17 protein-coding genes are annotated in these 18916 nt (G+C 56.9%); 3 read left to right on the plus strand and 14 right to left on the minus strand.

Annotated features, from left to right (window positions below; all coding sequences use genetic code 11):
• Positions 1 to 11: 11 nt before the first annotated feature.
• Complete coding sequence (locus HMPREF3164_RS07510) at positions 12 to 662, plus strand: class I SAM-dependent methyltransferase (RefSeq protein ID WP_013398507.1); 651 nt, start codon at positions 12 to 14, stop codon at positions 660 to 662.
• Between the two features lie 125 nt (positions 663 to 787).
• Here the strand turns inward: HMPREF3164_RS07510 and HMPREF3164_RS07515 are convergent, their stop codons facing one another.
• Positions 788 to 1489 (minus strand): hypothetical protein, encoded by a 702-nt coding sequence (locus HMPREF3164_RS07515; protein WP_070450107.1) that lies wholly within the window; start codon positions 1487 to 1489, stop codon positions 788 to 790.
• A gap of 132 nt (positions 1490 to 1621) precedes the next feature.
• Here HMPREF3164_RS07515 and HMPREF3164_RS07520 point away from each other — a divergent pair, with 132 nt between their 5' ends.
• Complete coding sequence (locus HMPREF3164_RS07520) at positions 1622 to 2602, plus strand: zinc ribbon domain-containing protein (RefSeq protein ID WP_070450165.1); 981 nt, start codon at positions 1622 to 1624, stop codon at positions 2600 to 2602.
• A 16-nt stretch (positions 2603 to 2618) separates the two neighbouring features.
• On the opposite strand, the gene HMPREF3164_RS07525 is transcribed toward HMPREF3164_RS07520, so the two are convergent.
• Positions 2619 to 4607 (minus strand): NHL domain-containing thioredoxin family protein, encoded by a 1989-nt coding sequence (locus tag HMPREF3164_RS07525; protein ID WP_070450110.1) that lies wholly within the window; start codon positions 4605 to 4607, stop codon positions 2619 to 2621.
• A gap of 291 nt (positions 4608 to 4898) precedes the next feature.
• Entirely contained in the window at positions 4899 to 6137 is a 1239-nt protein-coding gene (locus HMPREF3164_RS07530; RefSeq protein WP_070450113.1) for an alpha-hydroxy acid oxidase, read from the minus strand.
• Positions 6138 to 6548: 411 nt separating this feature from the next.
• Here HMPREF3164_RS07530 and HMPREF3164_RS07535 point away from each other — a divergent pair, with 411 nt between their 5' ends.
• Complete coding sequence (locus HMPREF3164_RS07535) at positions 6549 to 7232, plus strand: TetR/AcrR family transcriptional regulator (protein ID WP_048778413.1); 684 nt, start codon at positions 6549 to 6551, stop codon at positions 7230 to 7232.
• Positions 7233 to 7453: 221 nt separating this feature from the next.
• Here the strand turns inward: HMPREF3164_RS07535 and HMPREF3164_RS07540 are convergent, their stop codons facing one another.
• The 11 genes from HMPREF3164_RS07540 to HMPREF3164_RS07585 form a co-directional block, all read right to left on the minus strand.
• A complete protein-coding gene (locus HMPREF3164_RS07540) occupies positions 7454 to 9622 on the minus strand; it encodes a bifunctional copper resistance protein CopD/cytochrome c oxidase assembly protein (protein ID WP_070450116.1) in 2169 nt (722 codons plus the stop codon).
• Positions 9623 to 9686: 64 nt separating this feature from the next.
• Positions 9687 to 11144 (minus strand): Dyp-type peroxidase, encoded by a 1458-nt coding sequence (locus HMPREF3164_RS07545; RefSeq protein ID WP_371440320.1) that lies wholly within the window; start codon positions 11142 to 11144, stop codon positions 9687 to 9689.
• Between the two features lie 172 nt (positions 11145 to 11316).
• Positions 11317 to 12120, minus strand: coding sequence for a copper chaperone PCu(A)C (locus HMPREF3164_RS07550; protein ID WP_070450119.1), 804 nt, complete (start codon positions 12118 to 12120; stop codon positions 11317 to 11319).
• Between the two features lie 203 nt (positions 12121 to 12323).
• Positions 12324 to 12890 (minus strand): copper resistance CopC family protein, encoded by a 567-nt coding sequence (locus HMPREF3164_RS07555; protein ID WP_070450122.1) that lies wholly within the window; start codon positions 12888 to 12890, stop codon positions 12324 to 12326.
• A gap of 132 nt (positions 12891 to 13022) precedes the next feature.
• Positions 13023 to 13802, minus strand: a complete 780-nt coding sequence (locus tag HMPREF3164_RS07560; RefSeq protein ID WP_070450125.1) for a hypothetical protein — start codon at positions 13800 to 13802, stop codon at positions 13023 to 13025.
• A 65-nt stretch (positions 13803 to 13867) separates the two neighbouring features.
• A complete protein-coding gene (locus tag HMPREF3164_RS11210) occupies positions 13868 to 14023 on the minus strand; it encodes a hypothetical protein (protein WP_004005976.1) in 156 nt (51 codons plus the stop codon).
• A 28-nt stretch (positions 14024 to 14051) separates the two neighbouring features.
• On the minus strand, positions 14052 to 14540 hold the full coding sequence (locus tag HMPREF3164_RS07565; RefSeq protein WP_070450127.1) for a hypothetical protein: 489 nt from the start codon (positions 14538 to 14540) through the stop codon (positions 14052 to 14054).
• A gap of 304 nt (positions 14541 to 14844) precedes the next feature.
• Positions 14845 to 15738 carry a hypothetical protein gene (locus tag HMPREF3164_RS07570; protein ID WP_070450130.1) on the minus strand — a complete coding sequence of 298 codons (894 nt, stop codon included), beginning with the start codon at positions 15736 to 15738 and terminating at the stop codon, positions 14845 to 14847.
• Between the two features lie 463 nt (positions 15739 to 16201).
• A complete protein-coding gene (locus tag HMPREF3164_RS07575; RefSeq protein WP_070450133.1) occupies positions 16202 to 16843 on the minus strand; it encodes a hypothetical protein in 642 nt (213 codons plus the stop codon).
• A 347-nt stretch (positions 16844 to 17190) separates the two neighbouring features.
• On the minus strand, positions 17191 to 17703 hold the full coding sequence (locus tag HMPREF3164_RS07580; protein WP_083297369.1) for a cell surface protein: 513 nt from the start codon (positions 17701 to 17703) through the stop codon (positions 17191 to 17193).
• 40 nt (positions 17704 to 17743) lie between these two features.
• Positions 17744 to 18586, minus strand: a complete 843-nt coding sequence (locus HMPREF3164_RS07585) for a hypothetical protein (RefSeq protein WP_070450139.1) — start codon at positions 18584 to 18586, stop codon at positions 17744 to 17746.
• Positions 18587 to 18916 lie beyond the last annotated feature (330 nt).

An 18916-nucleotide genomic window follows, 5' to 3' on the forward strand; every position in this document is an offset into this window, starting at 1 on the left:
AGGAGAATACGGTGTCAGCATTGAGTTTTAACGCCCCCGGCGAGCGCGAAAAGTCGCTCTGGCTCATCAAGAAAGAGAACGATCCGGCACATTCGCAATGGTATATCGACCGTTTTAAGGCTATGGAGGCTGAGGGTAAGGATATGGCGGGTGAGTCTCGCCTGGTAAATGCTTTGGCCTCGCGCGGGGCAAAGATTCTGGATGCTGGTTCCGGCCCGGGCCGTGTGGGTAAGCAGCTGCATGCGCTGGGGCATCGGGTGACCGGCGTTGATATTGACCCTGAGCTTATTGATGAGGCGCGCCGCGTATGCCCGGAGGCCACCTGGGTTACGGCTGATTTGGTGGATTTGCCGCAGGCTCTCGGATTCGAGTCTGATGCCGGTGAGGATGGTTTTGAGCTGATCGTATGTGCCGGGAATGTGATGGGTTTTCTTGCGCGTTCAACCCGTAAGCCGGTGTTGGAGAATTTCCGGAAGGTGCTGGCTCCGGGTGGGCGCGCCGTGATTGGGTATGGTTCCGGTCCCGGTCGTGACTATGCGTTTGCTCAGTTTCTTGAGGATGCGCGCGAGGTCGGTCTGAATGTTGATTCGACGTTTAGTTCCTGGGATTTGCGTCCGTTTGCTGAGGGGTCCGAGTTTATTGTGGCGGTTCTTTCGCGGTAGGCGGCGCTCAGGCGGCACGCTTTATGGCTGATAAAAGCGGTGGTGCGCATCCTGGTTTTGTGTAGGATGCGCACCACCGCATTTTTTCTCTTTCCGCCCCGTGCAGAACGCGGGAATCGTAGCCTCTAGGGGATCAGGTGGATTGAACGTGCCATGTCTTCGGGCAGGATTGCGGCGCCGCCCAATATAGCCACGATAAGTACTGCGAGAATCGCCATAGTGGCGGATTTCCAGCCAGGGTGCAGTTCGGTGAAGGTAATCAGACCGTGATGCAGCCGGTCAATATCGAGAACGTTCGCTTTTTTATAGACCGTGGTCTGGTCGGAAAGTTTCGAGGCCACCGTAGACATAGTCTTGGCATCCCACACGCGACCGTCGAGGCGAAGAAGAGACTTTCCCTGCTTATCCAGCGCCCACATGCTCGGGAAGCTGCGGTACTTGAGCTTGGCTACAACGTTGCTGAGGTCTTGCCCGTGTGCTTTCTTGCCGTAGAGCTTTTCCACGAAGATCGTGTGGTCCATATCTTTACGTTCCACCGCATGCCAGCCGAAGATTCGGGCGCGGAGTACATGGGTTTTGGTGATTGCCACGATCGTGGGTTTAAGCACCGAATACAGGCTTAGACCCGCGAAAAAACAGATGATAAGCACCAGCACCAGGTACGGCAGGGCGGGGCGTTTATACGCTAAGAATGCGATCGCGGCGACGAGGGGGATGGTTCCCGGGAGCGCCGCCTCGATGCGCCTGCCGTAGGATCGCATGCGGGGGTGGAAGAGTTCTAGAACATCGCCATATTTGGCGGGAATTTCGTGTGCGCGTTCTGCCATACACACCACTTTAGCGGTCGCACCTGCCCGACGCTAAGATTTTCGCCCCGCAGTGTCAAACCTGAGGGTTCGTGCGGGTACATAAATCTGCCCGGTGTCAGGTGCGCCCGCGCGGTGCGGTACGCTGTAATCATGCACAAATTTTCTCCCGTGGAACGGGTTCTAGCTACCTGGGTTATCGGCGTTTTCGTGTCGGTAACCCTTGCTTTTGGCGCGCTCTTTGCTCTGAATCGGCTGGTGTACACCCCCACGGGTCAAGTTCAGGAGTATTTTAGAGCGCTGCAGGACGGTAATGGTTCGCATGCGCTCGGTATTTTGGGGGCGCGGGTACCTGAGGGCGACGGTTCTCTTCTCGATGGTGAGGTTCTGAAGAAGTCGGTTTCGGGGCTGTCTAATATTACCTATGAGGTAGTGGAAAGCAGCGGTGACGGCGAGCATGCGACGGTGCGAGCCTCCTACACCTTGGACGGCGCACAGGAACACACCGATTTCAGACTGCGTCATGTGGGCGATCACTGGGGTCTTTTTCCGCGGTGGGAGATTGAACCCGGCGAGTTGCCCGAGCTGAAGGTTTCGATTAAGGGCGTGCAGGCGGCGACCGTGAACACCCGCAAGGTTGCGGTTGATGACGGTGAGGCAACGTTCCCGGTACTCTACCCCGGAAACTATTCCATTTCTTATGATTCGACGGTGTATACCGCACAGCCGTACTCGCAAAAGGTACTCTCAGCGGACGCAAATTCGCAGGTCACGCTCGATTTGAAGGCGAGCGATCAGGCCCGAGAATCCGTGCAGCATCAGGTGGAGGATTACGTAAATTCCTGCACCGAGCAAAAGACTCTCTACCCGAGCGGCTGCCCCTTCGAGTACACTTTCCCCGGGCGCGTGGATGGCGAGGTGACCTGGTCGGTCACGGAATATCCGCATCCACACGTGACGGTCACCGCGAATGGCGAATGGAGCGCTGACCAGGCGCAGGGCAAGGTCAAGGTCTCCTTCACGCAGCTTGACCTGTACACGGGCGAGCGGCAGCCCTTTGAGAAGGAAGTTCCGTTTACCATCAAACCGACAGTGAACGTCAGCAACGGCACGGCGGTGCACGTGAGCTTCTGAAAGCTCTTACCCTAGCTTAGTTAATCCCTCGCAAATCCAGCACGAGTTCGCTCTCATCCGCTGCATCACCGGTGACGATGACCGGAATACCCCAGTCCTGCTGGTATAGGTGGCATGCGGCGTGCTCGGGAATATCGCCGTCGGGGGTGCCGTCGCAGGCGGCGGCGCGGGCGGTAATGTGCAGCACCGCCTCCTGAATTTCGGGGTTGAGCACGAGGGTACGGCTGAGCCCTTGGGAGGTACCGGCACCGTCCAGCAGGAAGTTTTCGGGGGTGGATGAGATTTTCAGCTGGGTCGGGTCTCCCCAGCGGGTATCGAGTTTCTGCCCGGTCGGCACGGTAAACCGCGAGGTGAATTTAAGGGTTCCGCCGGTGAGTTTCGTGGCGGGTCGGGCGGTTGTGATCGCGCCTTCGTCCACTTTTTGCGCCTGCGCCGGAATTGCGGCACGCACTAACTGGTGCGCATTGGTTTCCACGATTATCAGGCGGGGGTCCTCGCCCGGACTATGCTCCACCAGGAGGTCGGCAGGTTCGGCGAGTCCGCGCTGCAAGGTGCTCAGTTCCTTCGCGGCAGGATCCCAGCGGCGAATCGCACCGTTATAGGTGTCTGCCACTGCGATAGAACCGTCGGGAAGCTCTGCAAGTCCCAGCGGATGCTGCATACGAGAGGTCTGCGAGTCGCCGTCCACGAACCCGAAATCGAACAGACCCAGCCCTACGGCAGAAGTCACCTGTACGCTCTGGTGCCCGTGCTCATCCCGCGTAAAGGTTACGTGGCGCAGCCCGCTGGTTTCCGAGCAGGCTACCCACAGACTGCCGTCACGCGCCTCGATAATGCCGGAGGGTTGGGCAAACCATGCATCCTCGGCGGTACCGTCCTGCAGCCCTTCAACCCCGGCGCCCGCAAAAATGCTGATGGTTTCAGAAACGGGGTCGTAGCCGAAGAGCTGGTGGGTGCCAGCCATCGCGATCACGAACTGCCCGGCTTCACGCGAGTAGACCGCATCCCACGGGGATGAGAGGGCTACAGCGGTGGCGGGCGCATCTGCGGGGATATGGTTTGCGTTGCCCGTGACGGCATTATCTCCATCAATAACGCGCTGCACGCCGTTGCCCGCAAGGGTACGAACCTCGCCCGTGCGCAGGTTCAGCGAGCGCAGCCGGTGATTCACAGTGTCAGTAATCAGCACATCGTACCCAAGTTTTTCGCGGAGTTCGGCGGGTACCAGGGCAAGCCCTTGCGGTTCGTTAAAGCGTGCGGTGGTTCCGATTCCGTCGGCGTAGCCTTTATCGCCACCCTCTCCCCCGCCGTAGGTTGCCAGCACCGTGTTGAGGTCTTCGGCGACCTGCAGGATGCGGTGCCTAGCGGTATCGGACACCAGGTAGGTGCGTGAGCCGGTGCCGAACAGGTTTTTGGGCCCGAACTCTGTGGGGAGTTCAATAGCCTTCCCCGGGAAAGCGAATGTTCCCTCGGTTTTGGGTCGGGGTACATAGGGGCCGTCGCCACGGTGCAGGGTACCTTTTTTCTCGTGTTCGGCAACGAGCTCACGCACGAGTGAGGTAAGCCCCTGCACGTGTCCCTCCCCGGATAGATGCGCCACAATATAACCTTCGGGGTCGATGACCACGAGCGTGGGCCAGGCGCGGGCGGTGTAGGCCTGCCAGGTGGTGAGTTCGGGGTCGTCGAGTACGGGGTGTTTGATGTCGTAGCGGTCTACGGCTGCGGCGAGCGCTACCGGGTCTGCCTCATGCTCGAATTTGGGGCTGTGCACGCCCACGGTGACGAGCACATCCGAGAATTCTTCTTCGAGGGGGCGCAGCTCGTCGAGTACGTGCAGGCAGTTAATGCAGCACAGGGTCCAGAAGTCGAGGATCACGATTTTGCCGCGAAGAGTCTGCAGGTCTAGGCTCTTCTCGCCGGTGTTGAGCCAGGATCGTCCGATCAGTTCGCTGGCGCGCACGCGCACGGTTTTCTGCCCGGTATGCTGGTTGCTGGTTTCGATCACGATTCTCTCCCCTATGGTTTCGCGCCCAGACCCCGCTTAGTAACAGGGTGCGCTCGTTTCACCCTATTATGCCAGCGGTGCGGGCATGTTCACCGGGCGGTAAAAGTTTATGAACTCGTCCCGCAATACGCCGTCATATTCTGTCATAGAAGCGAAGACATCACCCTAGGTTTTACCCCATGCGCATACTAAAAAGCCCTTGAGGTGAACGAAGTGTTAGAAACTCCGCCGTATTCACCTCAAGAGCCTTTTATCATCCCCTAGCGAAAGGGAGGTTATCAGGTTTAGAACTTACGCCTTCGGGATCGGCTGCAGGCGGCGCAGCTGGGTCACGTGCTTGGGCTCAAGTTCGGCAATGTTGTGCACCTGAAGCAGCTTCATGGTGCGGCGCACCTCGTCGGAAAGAATCTCAATGGTCCGGTCCACGCCGCGGCGGCCACCGGCCATAAGCCCGTACAGGTAGGCGCGCCCGATCAGGGTGAACTTCGCGCCCAGCGCCATAGAGGCGACAATATCGGCACCGTTCATAATGCCGGTATCGACCATCACCTCAACGTCGTTACCGACCTCGCGCACAACCTCCGGGAGCAGGTGGAAAGGTACGGGCGCACGGTCCAGCTGACGACCGCCGTGGTTAGAGAGCAGAATGCCGTCCACACCCAGATCGGCGAGTTTCTTAGAATCTTCGAGGTTCTGCACGCCCTTAATCACGATCTTGCCGGGCCACATTTCACGGATAATCTTCAGGTCTTCATAGTTGATGGAGGGGTCCATCGCGTTATCCAGAAGCTCGCCCACGGTGCCGCCGGTCGAGGAGAGCGAGGCGAATTCCAGCTTGGGCGTGGTCAGGAAGTCAAACCACCACCAGGGGCGCGGAATCGCGTTCAGCAGGGTCTTCATCGTCAGATGCGGAGGAATAGAGAAACCATTGCGCTTATCGCGCAGACGAGCGCCAGCAACAGGTGTATCCACGGTGAAGAAGAGCGTATCAAATCCTGCTTTGGCGGCACGCTCTACCAGTCCGTAGGAGATTTCGCGCTCGCGCATCACATACAGCTGGAACCAGAGGCGACCATTGGGGTCTGCGGCGCGCACATCCTCAATGCTGGTGGTGCCTAGAGTAGACAGGGTGAAGGGGATGCCCGCGGCACCTGCTGCACCGGCGCCAGCGATCTCACCTTCGGTCTGCATGAGGCGGGTGAAGCCGGTGGGAGCGATACCGAAAGGCATGGCGGATGTACCGCCTAAGACCTCGGTGGTGGTGTCTACGGTCGAAACATCAGTGAGCACGCCGGGGTGAAACTCAATATCCTCGAAGGCCTGGCGTGCACGATTCATGGAGAACTCACCTTCGGCAGCGCCATCGGTATAGTCAAAAGCGGCAGCTGGGGTGCGGCGTTTGGCGATCTTGCGCAGATCATAAATGGTGAGGGCTTTTTCGAGGCGGTTCCCGGCGAAGTCCAGGCTGGGCTTCTTGAACGTCATAAATTCTTTGAGTTCGCTGGGCTTGGGGAACTGACGTTGTACCATGGGGCGCCTTCTTTCTGCGGGGTTGCCGCTTCATTGCTATACGAGGTTCAAAGCGTCATATACCGCGATATAACGCAAAAGTATGGTGTGTGTTCATTCACAGTTATGGTCGGACCACACAATGCCCGTAATCTTAAGCTAACCCATACTAATAAATAAGGCAACCCTTGACTTATTAACCAGCGCCGAGTGCTACACACCGTTTTTGAGGCGGTTTTTCGGGGGAAGGACCCGCAAACCTTGCTCTCGCGACGCTGCGAGACGAGTGCATCTGCGACTTTTTGATCAGGTGACAAGAATTTTCATTCTTGTCTCACCCTGAGATACCCGGGCAAACTGCTATTTTTATTCCGCCTCGTAAAGACCTATTATCAGATATGAATATGCAATCACCGTGCAAGGAAACCAACCATGACCCAACCCAAAGCCCGCCGTGGACGTCCCCCAAGCCTAACCCGTGAGCAGATTGCCAAAACCGTTTTAGACGTAGGCTTTGCCAATCTCACGTTTGCCGCCGTTCGTGACCGTCTAGGGGTAGGGGAAACCACCCTATATCGCTACGCACCGGACCGCGACGAACTGGTACGTATGGGGCTCGAATATGCCTATTCCGGTATTGAGGTTCCTTCCTTTGAAGGTCCCTGGCGTGAGGTTCTGACTGCACACGCCCTCAATACCTGGCACAGCCTTGAGAAATACCCGGGCGCGGCAACCGAAGTGGCACGCGGCATCGTTCCCCCCATTGCTACATACTTTTTCGAAGAGCTTTGTGTAATTCTCATCAAACAAGGTTTTTCGGCAAAGAAGGCCGTTCTCACCTGCGATATGCTGCTGGATATGGTTATCGACAGCAGACGAAGCGTTGAACACAGCGATGCGTTTATTGCTGAAACCGGCGCTGGACGTGAAGAAATTCAGCATCAGATGCAGCGCAATTCAACCGACCTGCAGTCTTTCCAAGACCCAGGTGCTTCCGCCGAGCGTCAAGAGATCCGGACTATTCTGCGGGATTCGGTGACCTCGGATCCCTTAGAGTGGCTGCGGCATAAAATGACCATTCTGCTCGACGGCATCGAATACTCGCTCAAGTCATAACGAACGGCTTCATCTGCCGATACCCTGTCTTATGTGGCGTAGGGGTGTCCCTCTGGGGATCCCCTACGCCCTTTTTTACACCATGAGTATGTTCGGCAACGGCCGGGTTCAAAAGCTTTGCTGCGGGTACACCACACGCGGCCACGGTGACAAAGCTTAACTACGAAGGTAGCTTGACCGCGTTCGCGAGGGGCTTGGAAGAGCAAATGAATGAGAGCCGTTTAGGAGCCGTGGCGCGCGTCCTCTTCATGCAGGCGCTCAAACATCTCGTTGTAGGCGGTCAGCTCGGCATCCCCGTCGCGGTCGGCCTGCCGGTCAATGCGTGCGGCAAGTTTCTTATCTGCCATAGACCATTGGAAACCCACCGCGATCGCCACGATCATGGTCGGGATTTCGCCGATACCCCACATGAGCGCGCCGCCCATCTTTTGATCATCCAACGCCGACAGACCCCAGGTGCGCCCCAGATTGCCGAACCAAGAAGCTTCCAAGAGCGCCTTGGAGTTCATGATCGAAATACCTACGAAGGCGTGGTACCCCAGGGTGGCGATCAGCATAATCAGACGCATAGGGTACTGAGGGCGGTGTGGAATCGGGTCAATACCAATAAGCACCAGCATGAAGGCATAGCCCGTGAGCGTAAAGTGAATCATCATGAATTCGTGCCCGATATGGTACCGCAGCATCACCCCGAAAAGCGGCGTGAAATAAACGATAATAATCGACCCTGCAAAGTTGACAGCGGCAAAAATAGGGTGTGTAACAACTTTCGACCACCCCGAATGCACGATGCGCACAATCCACTCGCGCGGTCCTCGCGTACCGTCTTGGCGGGGTTCCAGCGCCTTAAGTAGCAGCGTTACGGGTGCGCCTAATACGAGCAGAATCGGCACGACCATCGTGAGCACCATATGCTCAAACATATGCACCGAAAACAGCACACGCGAATATACGGCGGGTGGACCGGAGGTGATGTAGTTCAGCACGAGCAGCCCTAACATCCAGGAGACAGCGCGCATCACGGGCCAAGAGTCACCCGCACGACGTACTTTCACGAACGCCCACAGATATACAATCGCCAAATACCCGAGCACGGCAACCCAGAACCAGTCCCAGCGCCACTCGGTGAACCAGCGCTGAAAATGCGGTTCGGGCGGCATATCGTACCAGGTGATAATGCGCACCGGCGTGGCATCCGGCGCGAGAGTTTCCGGAACCGGTGGCGGTGTACGTGAGAGCGAAGCCCCTAGTCCGGAGGCCGCCCCCATGATCACGAGCTCAGCAGAGATGGCGCTCCACAGGGCACGGGTGCCGCTCATCTTACCGGCAGAGAGCGCGGGAATCAGATAAAGCCGATGCGCTGCCCCGATTACCCCGAGCAGAAGCGTTAACCCCAGTTTGAGCAGCACAATCTTGCCGTAGTCGGTACCTAAATCCCGCCACGACGACATGCGCACCCCGGCGTTCGTAATACCCGAGAGCAGCACGAGAATGAACCCGATGAGGGCAAGCAGCGAGTAGCGGCGCAGTACCGCCTGGGCCATCGGCACGCGACGAGACGCCGCCGTTTGTTCGCCACGGTGTGCCTCGACGATGGTGCCGGTGCCCGCATCCTTACCCGAAATACCGCGCGAGATAAACGCCAACGCGATCAGCCCACCGCACCAGATGCTCACCCCCAGCAGGTGCAGTCCCAGGGAGTTGACGGCGCCCATATGGTCCTGCCCGCCCGAGGAATGCCCCGAAAGCGCCATATCCGCGATACCGACGAGCGAGATCATGAAGATGAAAAACAGTCCCATAAGCGAGCGCACCCCGAAACAGGCGGTGGCGACCACGACGGCGACCACGACGGTCATACCTTTTTCTTTGCCCGCATCTAAGGTGGTGATATAACTGATGAGCTCACTAGCGTAATCGGTGCCAGAGCCAATGGGTCGCCCCGAAATATCGGCATAGGAAAGAATCAGAACGGCAAGCGCTGCGAGAGTCCACAGCACGGCGGAGGCGGCGGCAAGGTTCAGCACATCGGCAAATGGTTTGTACTCTTTATCGACGGCGTTTTTCGTGGTGCGCTTGCCACGGCGTGTTCCGGCGGCATCGGCTGCATAGCGGGGAATAATGCCCATCGCGAAGATCAGCGCACCCATGGTCGTCGCCATCGAGAAATTATGAATAACCTCGGAAATAGGCAGCGCCCAGCGGACAAAACTGCCAGCATCGGCAAGCTCGGTCGCCGAGTTCGCTAGGGTTAGCCTTAACGAGACCAGCAGAGTCAGCAGACCGACCCCAACATAGGCGGTAATCCAGGGCGCGGACAGCCCGGGGCGCACGGCGGCGCGCTGAGGGTCAGTCTCGGTTTTCTGCGGTTGTGAAGACGTAGTAGCCATAGTTCTTTTTCATCTGTGGTGTGTGCGATGGTGCGTGTTAGGTATGCGCGTAAATCTTGGGCGGCTAGGCGAAGAGGCTTTCGCCGATATACCCGCCTTCCTCACGTACCCCGGCAGGAATTGCGAACACGGCTGATCCCACCGGAACCGTCCATGTGTTAAGCATATCCAGTTGTTCAAGCCGTTTCTGGATAGGCACAAACTGCGCCACCGGGTCTGCCTGGTAGGCCACGAAAATCAGCCCCGCATCCGAAATGCCGCCGCTGATCTGCCCGTGTTCTGAGAACCCGGAGGCGTTAAAGACCGGCTCGTCATAGTTATAGCCGCGCCGCAGGATGCGCTCCCACGGCTTCTTCTCAAGTTCGGTGCCGTGCGCCCGGCGAATATGCGCATACGGGGCGATGACCTCAAAGCCCAGGTTATCGAGCTTATCAAAGTCGGGGTCATCAAATTCATCATTGCCAGTCAAGGGCGCACCATTAGAGAGCTTACGCCCAATAGCGTCTTCGCGAGCAGGGGTATCGACCTCATCCCAGGTATCCAGATTCATATGGATGCGCCTAATCACCACGGAGGTACCGCCCGGTTCCCAGGCCTGGGGGAAGTTTTGCTCAGCGCTCCCCTCACCCCACACGATCTCGTGTGCCGACCCGCCGCCGCGCCCGGGTGTCTCGTGAGGGTCTTCGACCGGGTTTACGGTGCCGTCTACCTGTCCGAAGAGATTACGCGGAGTGCCCTGACCGGTACCGAAGGCGCTCAGAAAGCCCTCTTGCACCCAGCGGATACGCCCGAAGGAGCGGGTGTCTTTGGTGAGCATCCGCTGGGCATGCGAGACCGTCAGCAGATTATCCCCGCAAATCTGCAGGAGCAGATCACCGCCGTTCCACTTCTGCTGCAGTTGGTCGATCTTCGGGAACGCTGGGAGAGGTTTAAGCCACGCCGGTTTTTTGGCGGGTGCCACAATATCAAAAATCTTTTCGCCAAACCCGAATGTGATAGTCAAATGTGCGGGAGCCTGCACAAGCTCAGGTTCCTGATCCGTCAGCGGAGTCACCCCCATAGTCAGGGCGGCCGCATCGGAGGTCAAAATCCTCAACAGACGCTGCACCCCGGGGGCTTCCAGCCCTTCGTTCAGATCAAGAGCAATAAAACGCGCATGAGCCTGTGCCGGGGTCATAATTCCGGCTTGCTTATCGCCATAAAAATTCACGGTTTGAGTGGTCAGCGCCTGCTGCGCGGGTACAGGCTCGTGCGCACCCGTTTCATGCCCCGACGCTATCAGACCGCGTGCCCCGGCGCCAACGGCCACACCGGTCCCCACCCCCAGGAAAGCACCGGCGAGTGCTGTACGGCGACGCACCCCTGGAGATTCCGCAGACCGGGTGTCTTGATGCCGTTCAGAGTCCGCAACTGCCGATCCTTCAGACATCCCGGCGGTACCCTCCTGCGGCTCGTTGGCCTCCGTCGAAGAAGGCTCATGCGGAGGCTGCGGGGTACCCATCTTGTCATTCTCCGTCGTCATAATCTTTCATTCCTCTATGCCTGCGGCTATCTCTCATGCGCGCTATCGGCGCCTCAGTTGAGTGGGGCAGGATGCGCGGTGCCCAGTCCCCCAAATGTTGCGGTTTCGTGCGCCGCGCATCCTGCATAGGCTCGGTTGATGTGTTCAGAACACCCGTTGCCGAGCGCTGCGGCTACTTACACTGCGGTTTTGCGGATGCACTCCCCGAAGCTTCGCCACTCATATGGTCGTGGTCGCTGTGCTCACCGTGTTCGTGTGTGCCATGCTCGTGATCGGAGTGTTCACCATCCCCATGACTATGCTCATGATCAGAGTGCTCGCCATCCCCGTGACCATGCTCGTGGCTGTGCTCGTGTCCGTCATGGGAGTCACCCGAAGCTGATGCAGATGCATCCGCAGAAGCCGAGCCGGTGGACTGTGCATCGCCCTGATATTCTTCCTTAGCGCCAGAGTAGTCGCGTGCCTCAGGCTTGAACTCCAGGGTTGCGCCGTCCTCAGTCTTGAGGGTTACCGTGGTGCTGGCACCCGCCGAGAGCGAGCAGTTCAGACCCATCAGCATAATGTGGTTGCCTCCGGGCTTCAGTTCCAGGGTCTCCCCCGCTTTCACCGTAAATTCCTGCACCTGCTGCATCTTGGTGCTTCCGTTGGTATCCTTAACCGTGGTGTGCAGCTGCACTTCATCGGTCGCAGTCGAGGTTGCTGAGACGACCTTCACATCGTGATCGCTGGTATTGGTAATCTTGCCGAAAACGCCGGTCATACCACCGTCGGTTGCCTTAGCCCAAGTATTCTCAATCTTGATCGGGCCTGAAGACGACTGTGCCGAACCGCTTGCCGCTGCGCTGGAAGAGCTCGTTGCGGATGCGCTCGAATCAGAGTTCGTGTTGGTAGAGCCACAAGCGTTCAGGGTAAGAATCCCGGCGAGAGCTACGGAGCTCAAAGCCATCAGCTTGTGGTGAGCCTGAAATTTCTTCATGATCTTTTACTCTTTTCTGGCGGTAAAACCCGCCTGTGTGTGCGAATAATTCTTCGGCAGGCACATGCGACAGTTCGCGGCGTTCGATTATTCTGCGACTTTTAATCGCACGTGCCGCAATCTGCGGGAAGATCCCGATGCGGCGCCTGCCAATGGATGTGACGTCCGGAAGCTGCCCGGTAACGTCACGAACGTACAAGGTATTATGCGGAACGTTTTTTGAGCAGGGCGAGAATCCCCACGGCCAGCACGACGAAGGCACCTACACCGCCGCCAATCAACCACCAATTCACCCCGGAACCGGAATCTGACTTAGTGGAGTTCTGGGTATCAGCTGCGGCCTGCGAAGATTCGCCGGTGCCCGCATCCTGCGAGGGCGCTGCGGCTTTACCTGCGCCAACGCTGAACGTATAGGTTCCCTGAATAGGGTGCCCGTCCGAGGAGACTACGCGCCAGGTGACGGTATAGGTCTCGTCGGCGCTAGCATCCTTGATCTTGAGCGGCTGGGTGACGGTCGTTCCCTTCACCTGTGGTTCGCCTTCAGCTACGGATGCGCCGGTCGAATCGACCACGCGCACGCGGTTTCCGCCCTCAATATTCATGAGGTTCGCGCTGTAGGTCAGGTTCAGCTCGGCAGGTGCCTGCGTCAAAGTTGCGTTCGCGGCGGGGTCGGAAGAGACCAGTTCGTCATGCGCCTGCGCTGCGGCACCGCCGAAAAGCATCAGGCTGGCGAGCAAAACCGCCGCCAGGGTACGCATCATGGTGCGCATATATGTAAATCCTTTATCTGCATCGAATGCCCATGCTGCATGCGCTTTCACGCTCGGTTTCAGTCGAGGAAGGTGTATACACTCACGCGAGCCAGCCGGTGGGCAGACTCGTAGCACGGGCGATGGTTGGGGTTACGCGGGGTTTCCCAAGACTGCAGGCGGTCCTCGCTCCACGCGGGAGAACGCCAGCATCAGCCGACGAAGATAAACGGATATGACAAAACGTCCGTATATACGGGGAAAGACAGGAAGCGGTGCCAACACCGGAACGCGCAGAGCGGACTGCAAACGTGTATTCAGATAACAGTGTAAAGCCCACAACGCCTGCGCGAGGGCGCGTTCACCACGGTGCAAAAGTATAAGGCTTAGCAGGGCTGCAAGAGCGTGCACCCCGATCATAGTGCCGGTAGCGTGCTGGGCGACGGCGTGGCTGAGCCCATTCCCGTGTTCAAGGGCAAGGGGTGTTCCGGGCGCATGTGCATGACCATGCGCGTGGTTTCCTTGCAGTGCCGCCACACGATGCGCCGCCTGAGCGGATCCGTGGGATAGGTTGAAAACACCGTGGAGCAGGGTTTGCACCGTGATGGCGCCTGCTGCGGTGCCCAGGTAGATGGCTCGCTGCCGTGAGCGCGTTATACGTTCGAGAAGCGCTAGAAGCCCCAGAGCGGCGAGCGCCCCTAACGCGGTGCAAAGCGCAAGAATCATCGGATGCGCGGCGCCGCCTCCAGCAAGAGTATGCCCCGCCGAGCCCAGCAGAACCGCAGATGCCGAGATAAGCCAGGCACGCATCACACGGGCGCCTCGCCTAGTAGCGGTTGCTGGCTGTACCTCACGCGGCGATGATTCCCGCTCGGCACAGTCTTTAACGGCGAGAAGGCGGGCATGGTGGCGCGTCTTTGCGCGTGTGTGCATGTTCCGCCCCCTCGCTCGTAGTCGTCATATGCGGGCGTACCCGCAACCTGTCAATATCCCACATTCTACCGGTTTGTCAGCTGACCAGGTATTTCACGGCGAAGATGTGACATGTTCGGCTGGTTAACGTTTTGAACGCCGCAATGGCGCGCATCCTCACGTTCAAGGATGCGCGCCATATGCACAGATACGCCGAAACTCGCCTGTTTCGGTGGCAGCATACCGCCGCAGAGGGGCGAATGCCTCAGGTTACTGCTTTTGCTGTTGCTGAGGCTGCTGTTGTCCCTGCTGAGGCTGCTGCTGCTGTTGCTGCCCTTGCTGGGGCTGTTGTTGCTGTTGTTCCTCCGGCGGGTTATCCATACGGGCTCCACCTTCACTGCCGGGCTTCGTCTGCATGTGGCCACCGGTACCGCTCTCACCGGTCTGCATGTTGCCGCCAGCTGAAGGCTCTGAACCAGTGCCGCCGGATCCGCCGCCGTTCTCCATCTGTGAGCCGCCGCCAGAATTATTTTCTGCGCCCGAGCCGCCGCCAGCGCCACCGCCTGAACCGGAGTCGCCTGATGTGCCGCCGTTGTCCGTGGTCACGGATCCCTGCGAGGCTGATGAACTTGACGATGTAGATGCTGAGGATGAGCTTGAGGAGGAGTCACCACCGGAGCTGCCAGAGCCACATGCGCTCAGCGCCACCACGCCAGCAACAGCCAGGGACACAAAAACAGAAGTCTTCTTGGCGATCATACGCCTATCCTTTCTGCCGGTAATTGTTGGTTCAAAACCCACCCTCTCACACACCTAAAGTATTTTTCAGGGATTTATCCCAGGTGCGGAACGTTTTTATGCTATGAGCCGTAAATACATTGCATTTCCATAAATATTTTCGAAATGGCGTGCATAAAATTATGTAGTTTAATTGCATATCCAATGGTTAAATTCCCCCATCATATTTATATCTTCCGTATTTTTAGCAGAAATAAGGCGCGCATCCTCAAACACTAAGGATGCGCGCCAAATTACACAGCCGCCTCACGGCTGCCCGCAGGTACTAGCCCGCAGTGGTCGGGTTGAGAGGCGTTTTAGGAGTTGCCGCTCCCGGAGTATTGGGAACCACGGGAAGATCCGGCAGGTCGGTGGGTTTTTCGGACGTAGCCTGACCGTTAACCATCACGTTGTAGGCGCCGTTGTACTGCACAGCCGTCACCGTATTGCCTTCGTTCTTAACCCAGGAGCCGTCGATGCCCACCAGATCGGTGTGACCGTCGGAAGCGTCGGTCCTAGTCCAAGAGCCATCATAGTATACCGTGACTGTATCGCCGTCGGGTTCAGTAGCAGTCCAAGAGCCGTCTTCCGAGACCAGAACGTATCCCTCAGAACCGGGAGCGCCATTGGCGCCACCACCCTGTGCGCCGCTACCGTCAGCGCCAGCAGCACCGCCACCAGAGTTAGGAGTGTTGCCACCCTGGGCACCGCCGCCACCCTCAGCGCCAGAACCGTTCGCTCCGCCGCCCGATCCGTCACCGCTGCCCGATTGTGCGCCACCCTGAGCGCCACCACCGCCTTCAGCACCCGAGCCTCCACCGGAGCCGCCCTCGCTGCCTGATTGTGAGCCAGAATCGGAACCAGAATCAGATTTATTATCCGATCCTGTGCCGTCGCTAGATCCGCTACCAGACCCCTTCTCTGAGTCTGCACCGCCGCTAGCGTCAGAACCGGCACTGGAGTTTGCCGAAGCATCGCCGCTGGAACCACCGCTAGCGTTCGAGGAGTCTGAGCCGCCGGAAGCGGAAGCTGAAGAGTTTGCCGATGCGGAATCGGACGCCCCGCTTCCTGCGGAAGAGCTTGAGGAGGAGCCGTTAGAATTGTCCGAGCCACAGGCGCTCAGCGCCACCATGCTCGCAACAGCCAGAGATACAAAAGCGGAAGTCTTCTTGGCGATCATACGCCTATCCTTTCTGCCGGTGATTATTGACTGGTTTTCAACTCTCTCACACACTGACGGTATTTTTCAGGAATTTTCCCCTCCCTGTGGCTCATTTTATGCTAAGAGCAATAAATAGACCCTTTAACGCATACTCATTTCTAGCCCAAACAATTAACTGTATTTCCTTGTGTTATTAAAATTAATTAATATTTTAAAATATTTACCCTTCTCGTAGATCTCAGAAAACTTAGAGCATACCTTGCACTTATACAAGTACCTCTTATAGTTTCGGGGTTTTTATTTTGCCGCCCTTTATCCGCACACAATAAAGTGGTGCGCATCCTCATCGTAAGGATGCGCACCGCTTGAATTATCGCGCCGTATACCGTGATGCTACGTCCGGGTGGAGCCTTCTAGACCAGTAGTTACCGTAGCGCGTCAGAGGCAACGCACGGCATATCGACTCTCTATCTAGAATAATCTAGCCGGCAGTGGTTGGCTGAACTGGGGACTTAGGAGTTACAGCTTTAGAGTCGCCGGGCTTATTGGGCAGATCCGGAAGGCTTGGCTTCTTCGTGGACGGCTTGCCATCCTCCTGAACGGTGTAGCTGCCATCAGCGCTTACAGTTGTTACATCACCACCATCTTTAACGGTCCATGAGCCATCGGAACTCACAGTGGTAATATCGCCATCAGTCTCGGTGCGAACCCATGAGCCATCGGAGCTCACAGTAGTATTATCGCCATCAGCCTCAGTGTAAGTCCACGACCCATCAGATAAAACAGTATGCGAGCCAGCACCGCCGCCCTTATTTCCAGCGGATACGGATGCACTCGACCCCGAGCCGTTATCCGCTTGCACTCTGCCGTTAGTACCAGCAGATACCGTGGAATCGCCGTTCTTCATCTGCATATTACCGTCAGCCCCAGCGGTAACAGAGGTATCGCCATTATTCACAGTGACCGAACCATCGGAGGCGGAGACCTTGGGAGTCTCAGATGCAGAGGCGGATGCCGATGAAGAGTTCGAAGCGTTGTTGGAGTTATTGGCACCGCATGCGCTAATGGCTACAACGCCTGCTACAGCTAGAGAAAGAAGGACGGAAGTTTTCTTGGTGATCATGTGCGTAATCTTTCTGATGATGAATTACTGTTCAGTACCCGAAAATTTCGCGTCACAAAACTGAAATTATAGGGGCTATACCCTGCCCGGAAATACCCTCATTCTACGGGATCTACCTATGTTGACCCTATACAAACCTGTATTTATCCTAAGAAACTTAAAGATCATATTAAGGTTTTATGTACCTATTGTAAACCCCGAATTTCCCCGGGAATAAAAGGGGATATACCCCCGTACCGCACACTCTTATCGCGGGCGGATGAAAAACCGAAGCGCCGCATCCTAGCTTTCATGGATGTGGCGCTTCAACTCCTGAAAGTCCTCACGACAGAGGTCGCAGTCACAAACTATTGCAGAGCATACGAGGGCTCAACCGGGGTCTTAGGCGTTACCGCCTGAGGGTTTGCAGGTTTTTCAGGCATCTGAGGAACCGTAGGTTTCGTAGTTCCGGGCTGCCCGCCTTTCTTCACAGTCGTGTAGCCACCATCCGCCTGCACCCTAGCCTGGGAGCCTTGCACTGTTCCCTGCTCTGCAATCTCGATTCGAGCTTTATGGGTCCATGACCCATCTGCCGACACCGCAGTTTCCTCGCCCATAATCCCGGTTTTAGTCCAAGAACCGTCAGCATTGACTTTCACCTGCAAACCATCATTGGACACATAAGACCATGAACCATCCGAGGAAACCTGTGTGGTTTGTTCCTCCATACTGCGTACCGTTACGGACGGAAAAGGCTTAGGGGTTTTCGACACCGATGGAGAGGCGGCCGAACCGCTGGAGCTATGAGCAACGCAAGCGCTTAGCGTCAGAGCAGAAGCAAATGCCAGAGCAAGACTCGCTATAATTTTTACAGTTTTCACGTATTTTCCCATCTCAGGGCAGACAGTCAGCCGTTTTTTATTACCCGCGTCCCTGCCAAACAGCGCGCTTAGGCTGTGCTGGACGAGCCGTCCCCCGCCCAGGATGCGTGGGCGCTGGGGGCGTGTAGGACGAGATTCGCCATCCATTAGAGGAGTACCATTCGCCGTTATCGGTGACGCCGAATTCGCTTCCATTCGGATACTTTTGCACCCACGATCCGTCGTCGTACACACGAATTCGGGTTCCATCGGCATTCTTGCGTTTCCACGAGCCATCGGAATCAACTTTGATAGTGCTTCCATCCGCAGCGGTCTGAGACCACGAACCATCGCGGTTCACCTTGATACTAGAAGCACCGCCATTTCCCTTGTTGCCGGTAGATCCTTGCGAACCGCCATTTTTATTTGCGGATCCTGCTCCTCCCTGATCTCCAGAATTTCCCTGCTGCCCGGAGTTGCTTCCACCAGAGTCGTCAGCCGGCTTCGCCGCTTCATCGACATTTTTATTCGCATCTGCACCACCAGCTGCTGCGCTTTCCTCAGGAGAATTAGCAGCCGGAGATTCGGGGGCTGTTGCCGCATCCGTGAGCGTGGGAGCATTCACGGCTTCACCTGTAGTATTACTCTCGGCGGTTGAAGAGGGAGTAACATCCGCAGGCTCGGGGGTTGCGGTTTCAGTCGCCGTCGCAGAAGGGGATGGACTCGCCGAGGAACTGGGACTTGGAGACTTAGATTTCGTGGGAGAAGATTTTGAGCTTGAGGAGCTGCTGTTGGGCGATAACGTTACGGAGGAAGACGCCTCATTTGAGGAGCCGCAGGCGCTCAGGGCAAGAATACTCGCCACAGCCACCGATACAACGGCGTAGGTTCTCTTCATGCTCATTGCATTTCTTTCTATAAACCGGTGATGACGTCCCGTTGCGACCACCCAGACGTTCAGCATGAGCGCACCACAGCACCGAAAAACATGGTGTTATAGCGATCCCCACTGAAGAGCGTCGTTGCGGGATAAATAGTCCTTCCGGAAGAAGGGATACATCTATTCTAAAGGTGTTCCGCTTCTTGAAGCTATCCATTAACACGTTTCTTGAAAAATATCACGTTAATTTCTGCGGGTACCCTCAAGAATATCTTGGGAAACACTTCAAAATCTCGGACGTGAAACTACTGATTAAAGTTAATCAGCATTTTTATATATATTTTCTTTACACTT

It is taken from the genome of Rothia sp. HMSC08A08 (assembly GCF_001808385.1).
GTDB lineage: Bacteria > Actinomycetota > Actinomycetes > Actinomycetales > Micrococcaceae > Rothia > Rothia dentocariosa.

Bases quoted from the DNA above. Each gene is read 5' to 3' on its own strand.
- HMPREF3164_RS07520 (WP_070450165.1), top strand. From the start codon at position 1,622: ATGCACAAATTTTCTCCCGTGGAACGGGTTCTAGCTACCTGGGTTATC.
- HMPREF3164_RS07535 (WP_048778413.1), top strand. From the start codon at position 6,549: ATGACCCAACCCAAAGCCCGCCGTGGACGTCCCCCAAGCCTAACCCGT.
- HMPREF3164_RS07515 (WP_070450107.1), bottom strand. From the start codon at position 1,489: ATGGCAGAACGCGCACACGAAATTCCCGCCAAATATGGCGATGTTCTA.
- HMPREF3164_RS11210 (WP_004005976.1), bottom strand. From the start codon at position 14,023: ATGCTGCCACCGAAACAGGCGAGTTTCGGCGTATCTGTGCATATGGCG.
- HMPREF3164_RS07570 (WP_070450130.1), bottom strand. From the start codon at position 15,738: ATGATCGCCAAGAAGACTTCCGCTTTTGTATCTCTGGCTGTTGCGAGC.
- HMPREF3164_RS07550 (WP_070450119.1), bottom strand. From the start codon at position 12,120: ATGAAGAAATTTCAGGCTCACCACAAGCTGATGGCTTTGAGCTCCGTA.
- HMPREF3164_RS07565 (WP_070450127.1), bottom strand. From the start codon at position 14,540: ATGATCGCCAAGAAGACTTCTGTTTTTGTGTCCCTGGCTGTTGCTGGC.
- HMPREF3164_RS07585 (WP_070450139.1), bottom strand. From the start codon at position 18,586: ATGAGCATGAAGAGAACCTACGCCGTTGTATCGGTGGCTGTGGCGAGT.
- HMPREF3164_RS07540 (WP_070450116.1), bottom strand. From the start codon at position 9,622: ATGGCTACTACGTCTTCACAACCGCAGAAAACCGAGACTGACCCTCAG.
- HMPREF3164_RS07530 (WP_070450113.1), bottom strand. From the start codon at position 6,137: ATGGTACAACGTCAGTTCCCCAAGCCCAGCGAACTCAAAGAATTTATG.
- HMPREF3164_RS07575 (WP_070450133.1), bottom strand. From the start codon at position 16,843: ATGATCACCAAGAAAACTTCCGTCCTTCTTTCTCTAGCTGTAGCAGGC.
- HMPREF3164_RS07560 (WP_070450125.1), bottom strand. From the start codon at position 13,802: ATGCACACACGCGCAAAGACGCGCCACCATGCCCGCCTTCTCGCCGTT.
- HMPREF3164_RS07555 (WP_070450122.1), bottom strand. From the start codon at position 12,890: ATGCGCACCATGATGCGTACCCTGGCGGCGGTTTTGCTCGCCAGCCTG.
- HMPREF3164_RS07545 (WP_371440320.1), bottom strand. From the start codon at position 11,144: ATGACGACGGAGAATGACAAGATGGGTACCCCGCAGCCTCCGCATGAG.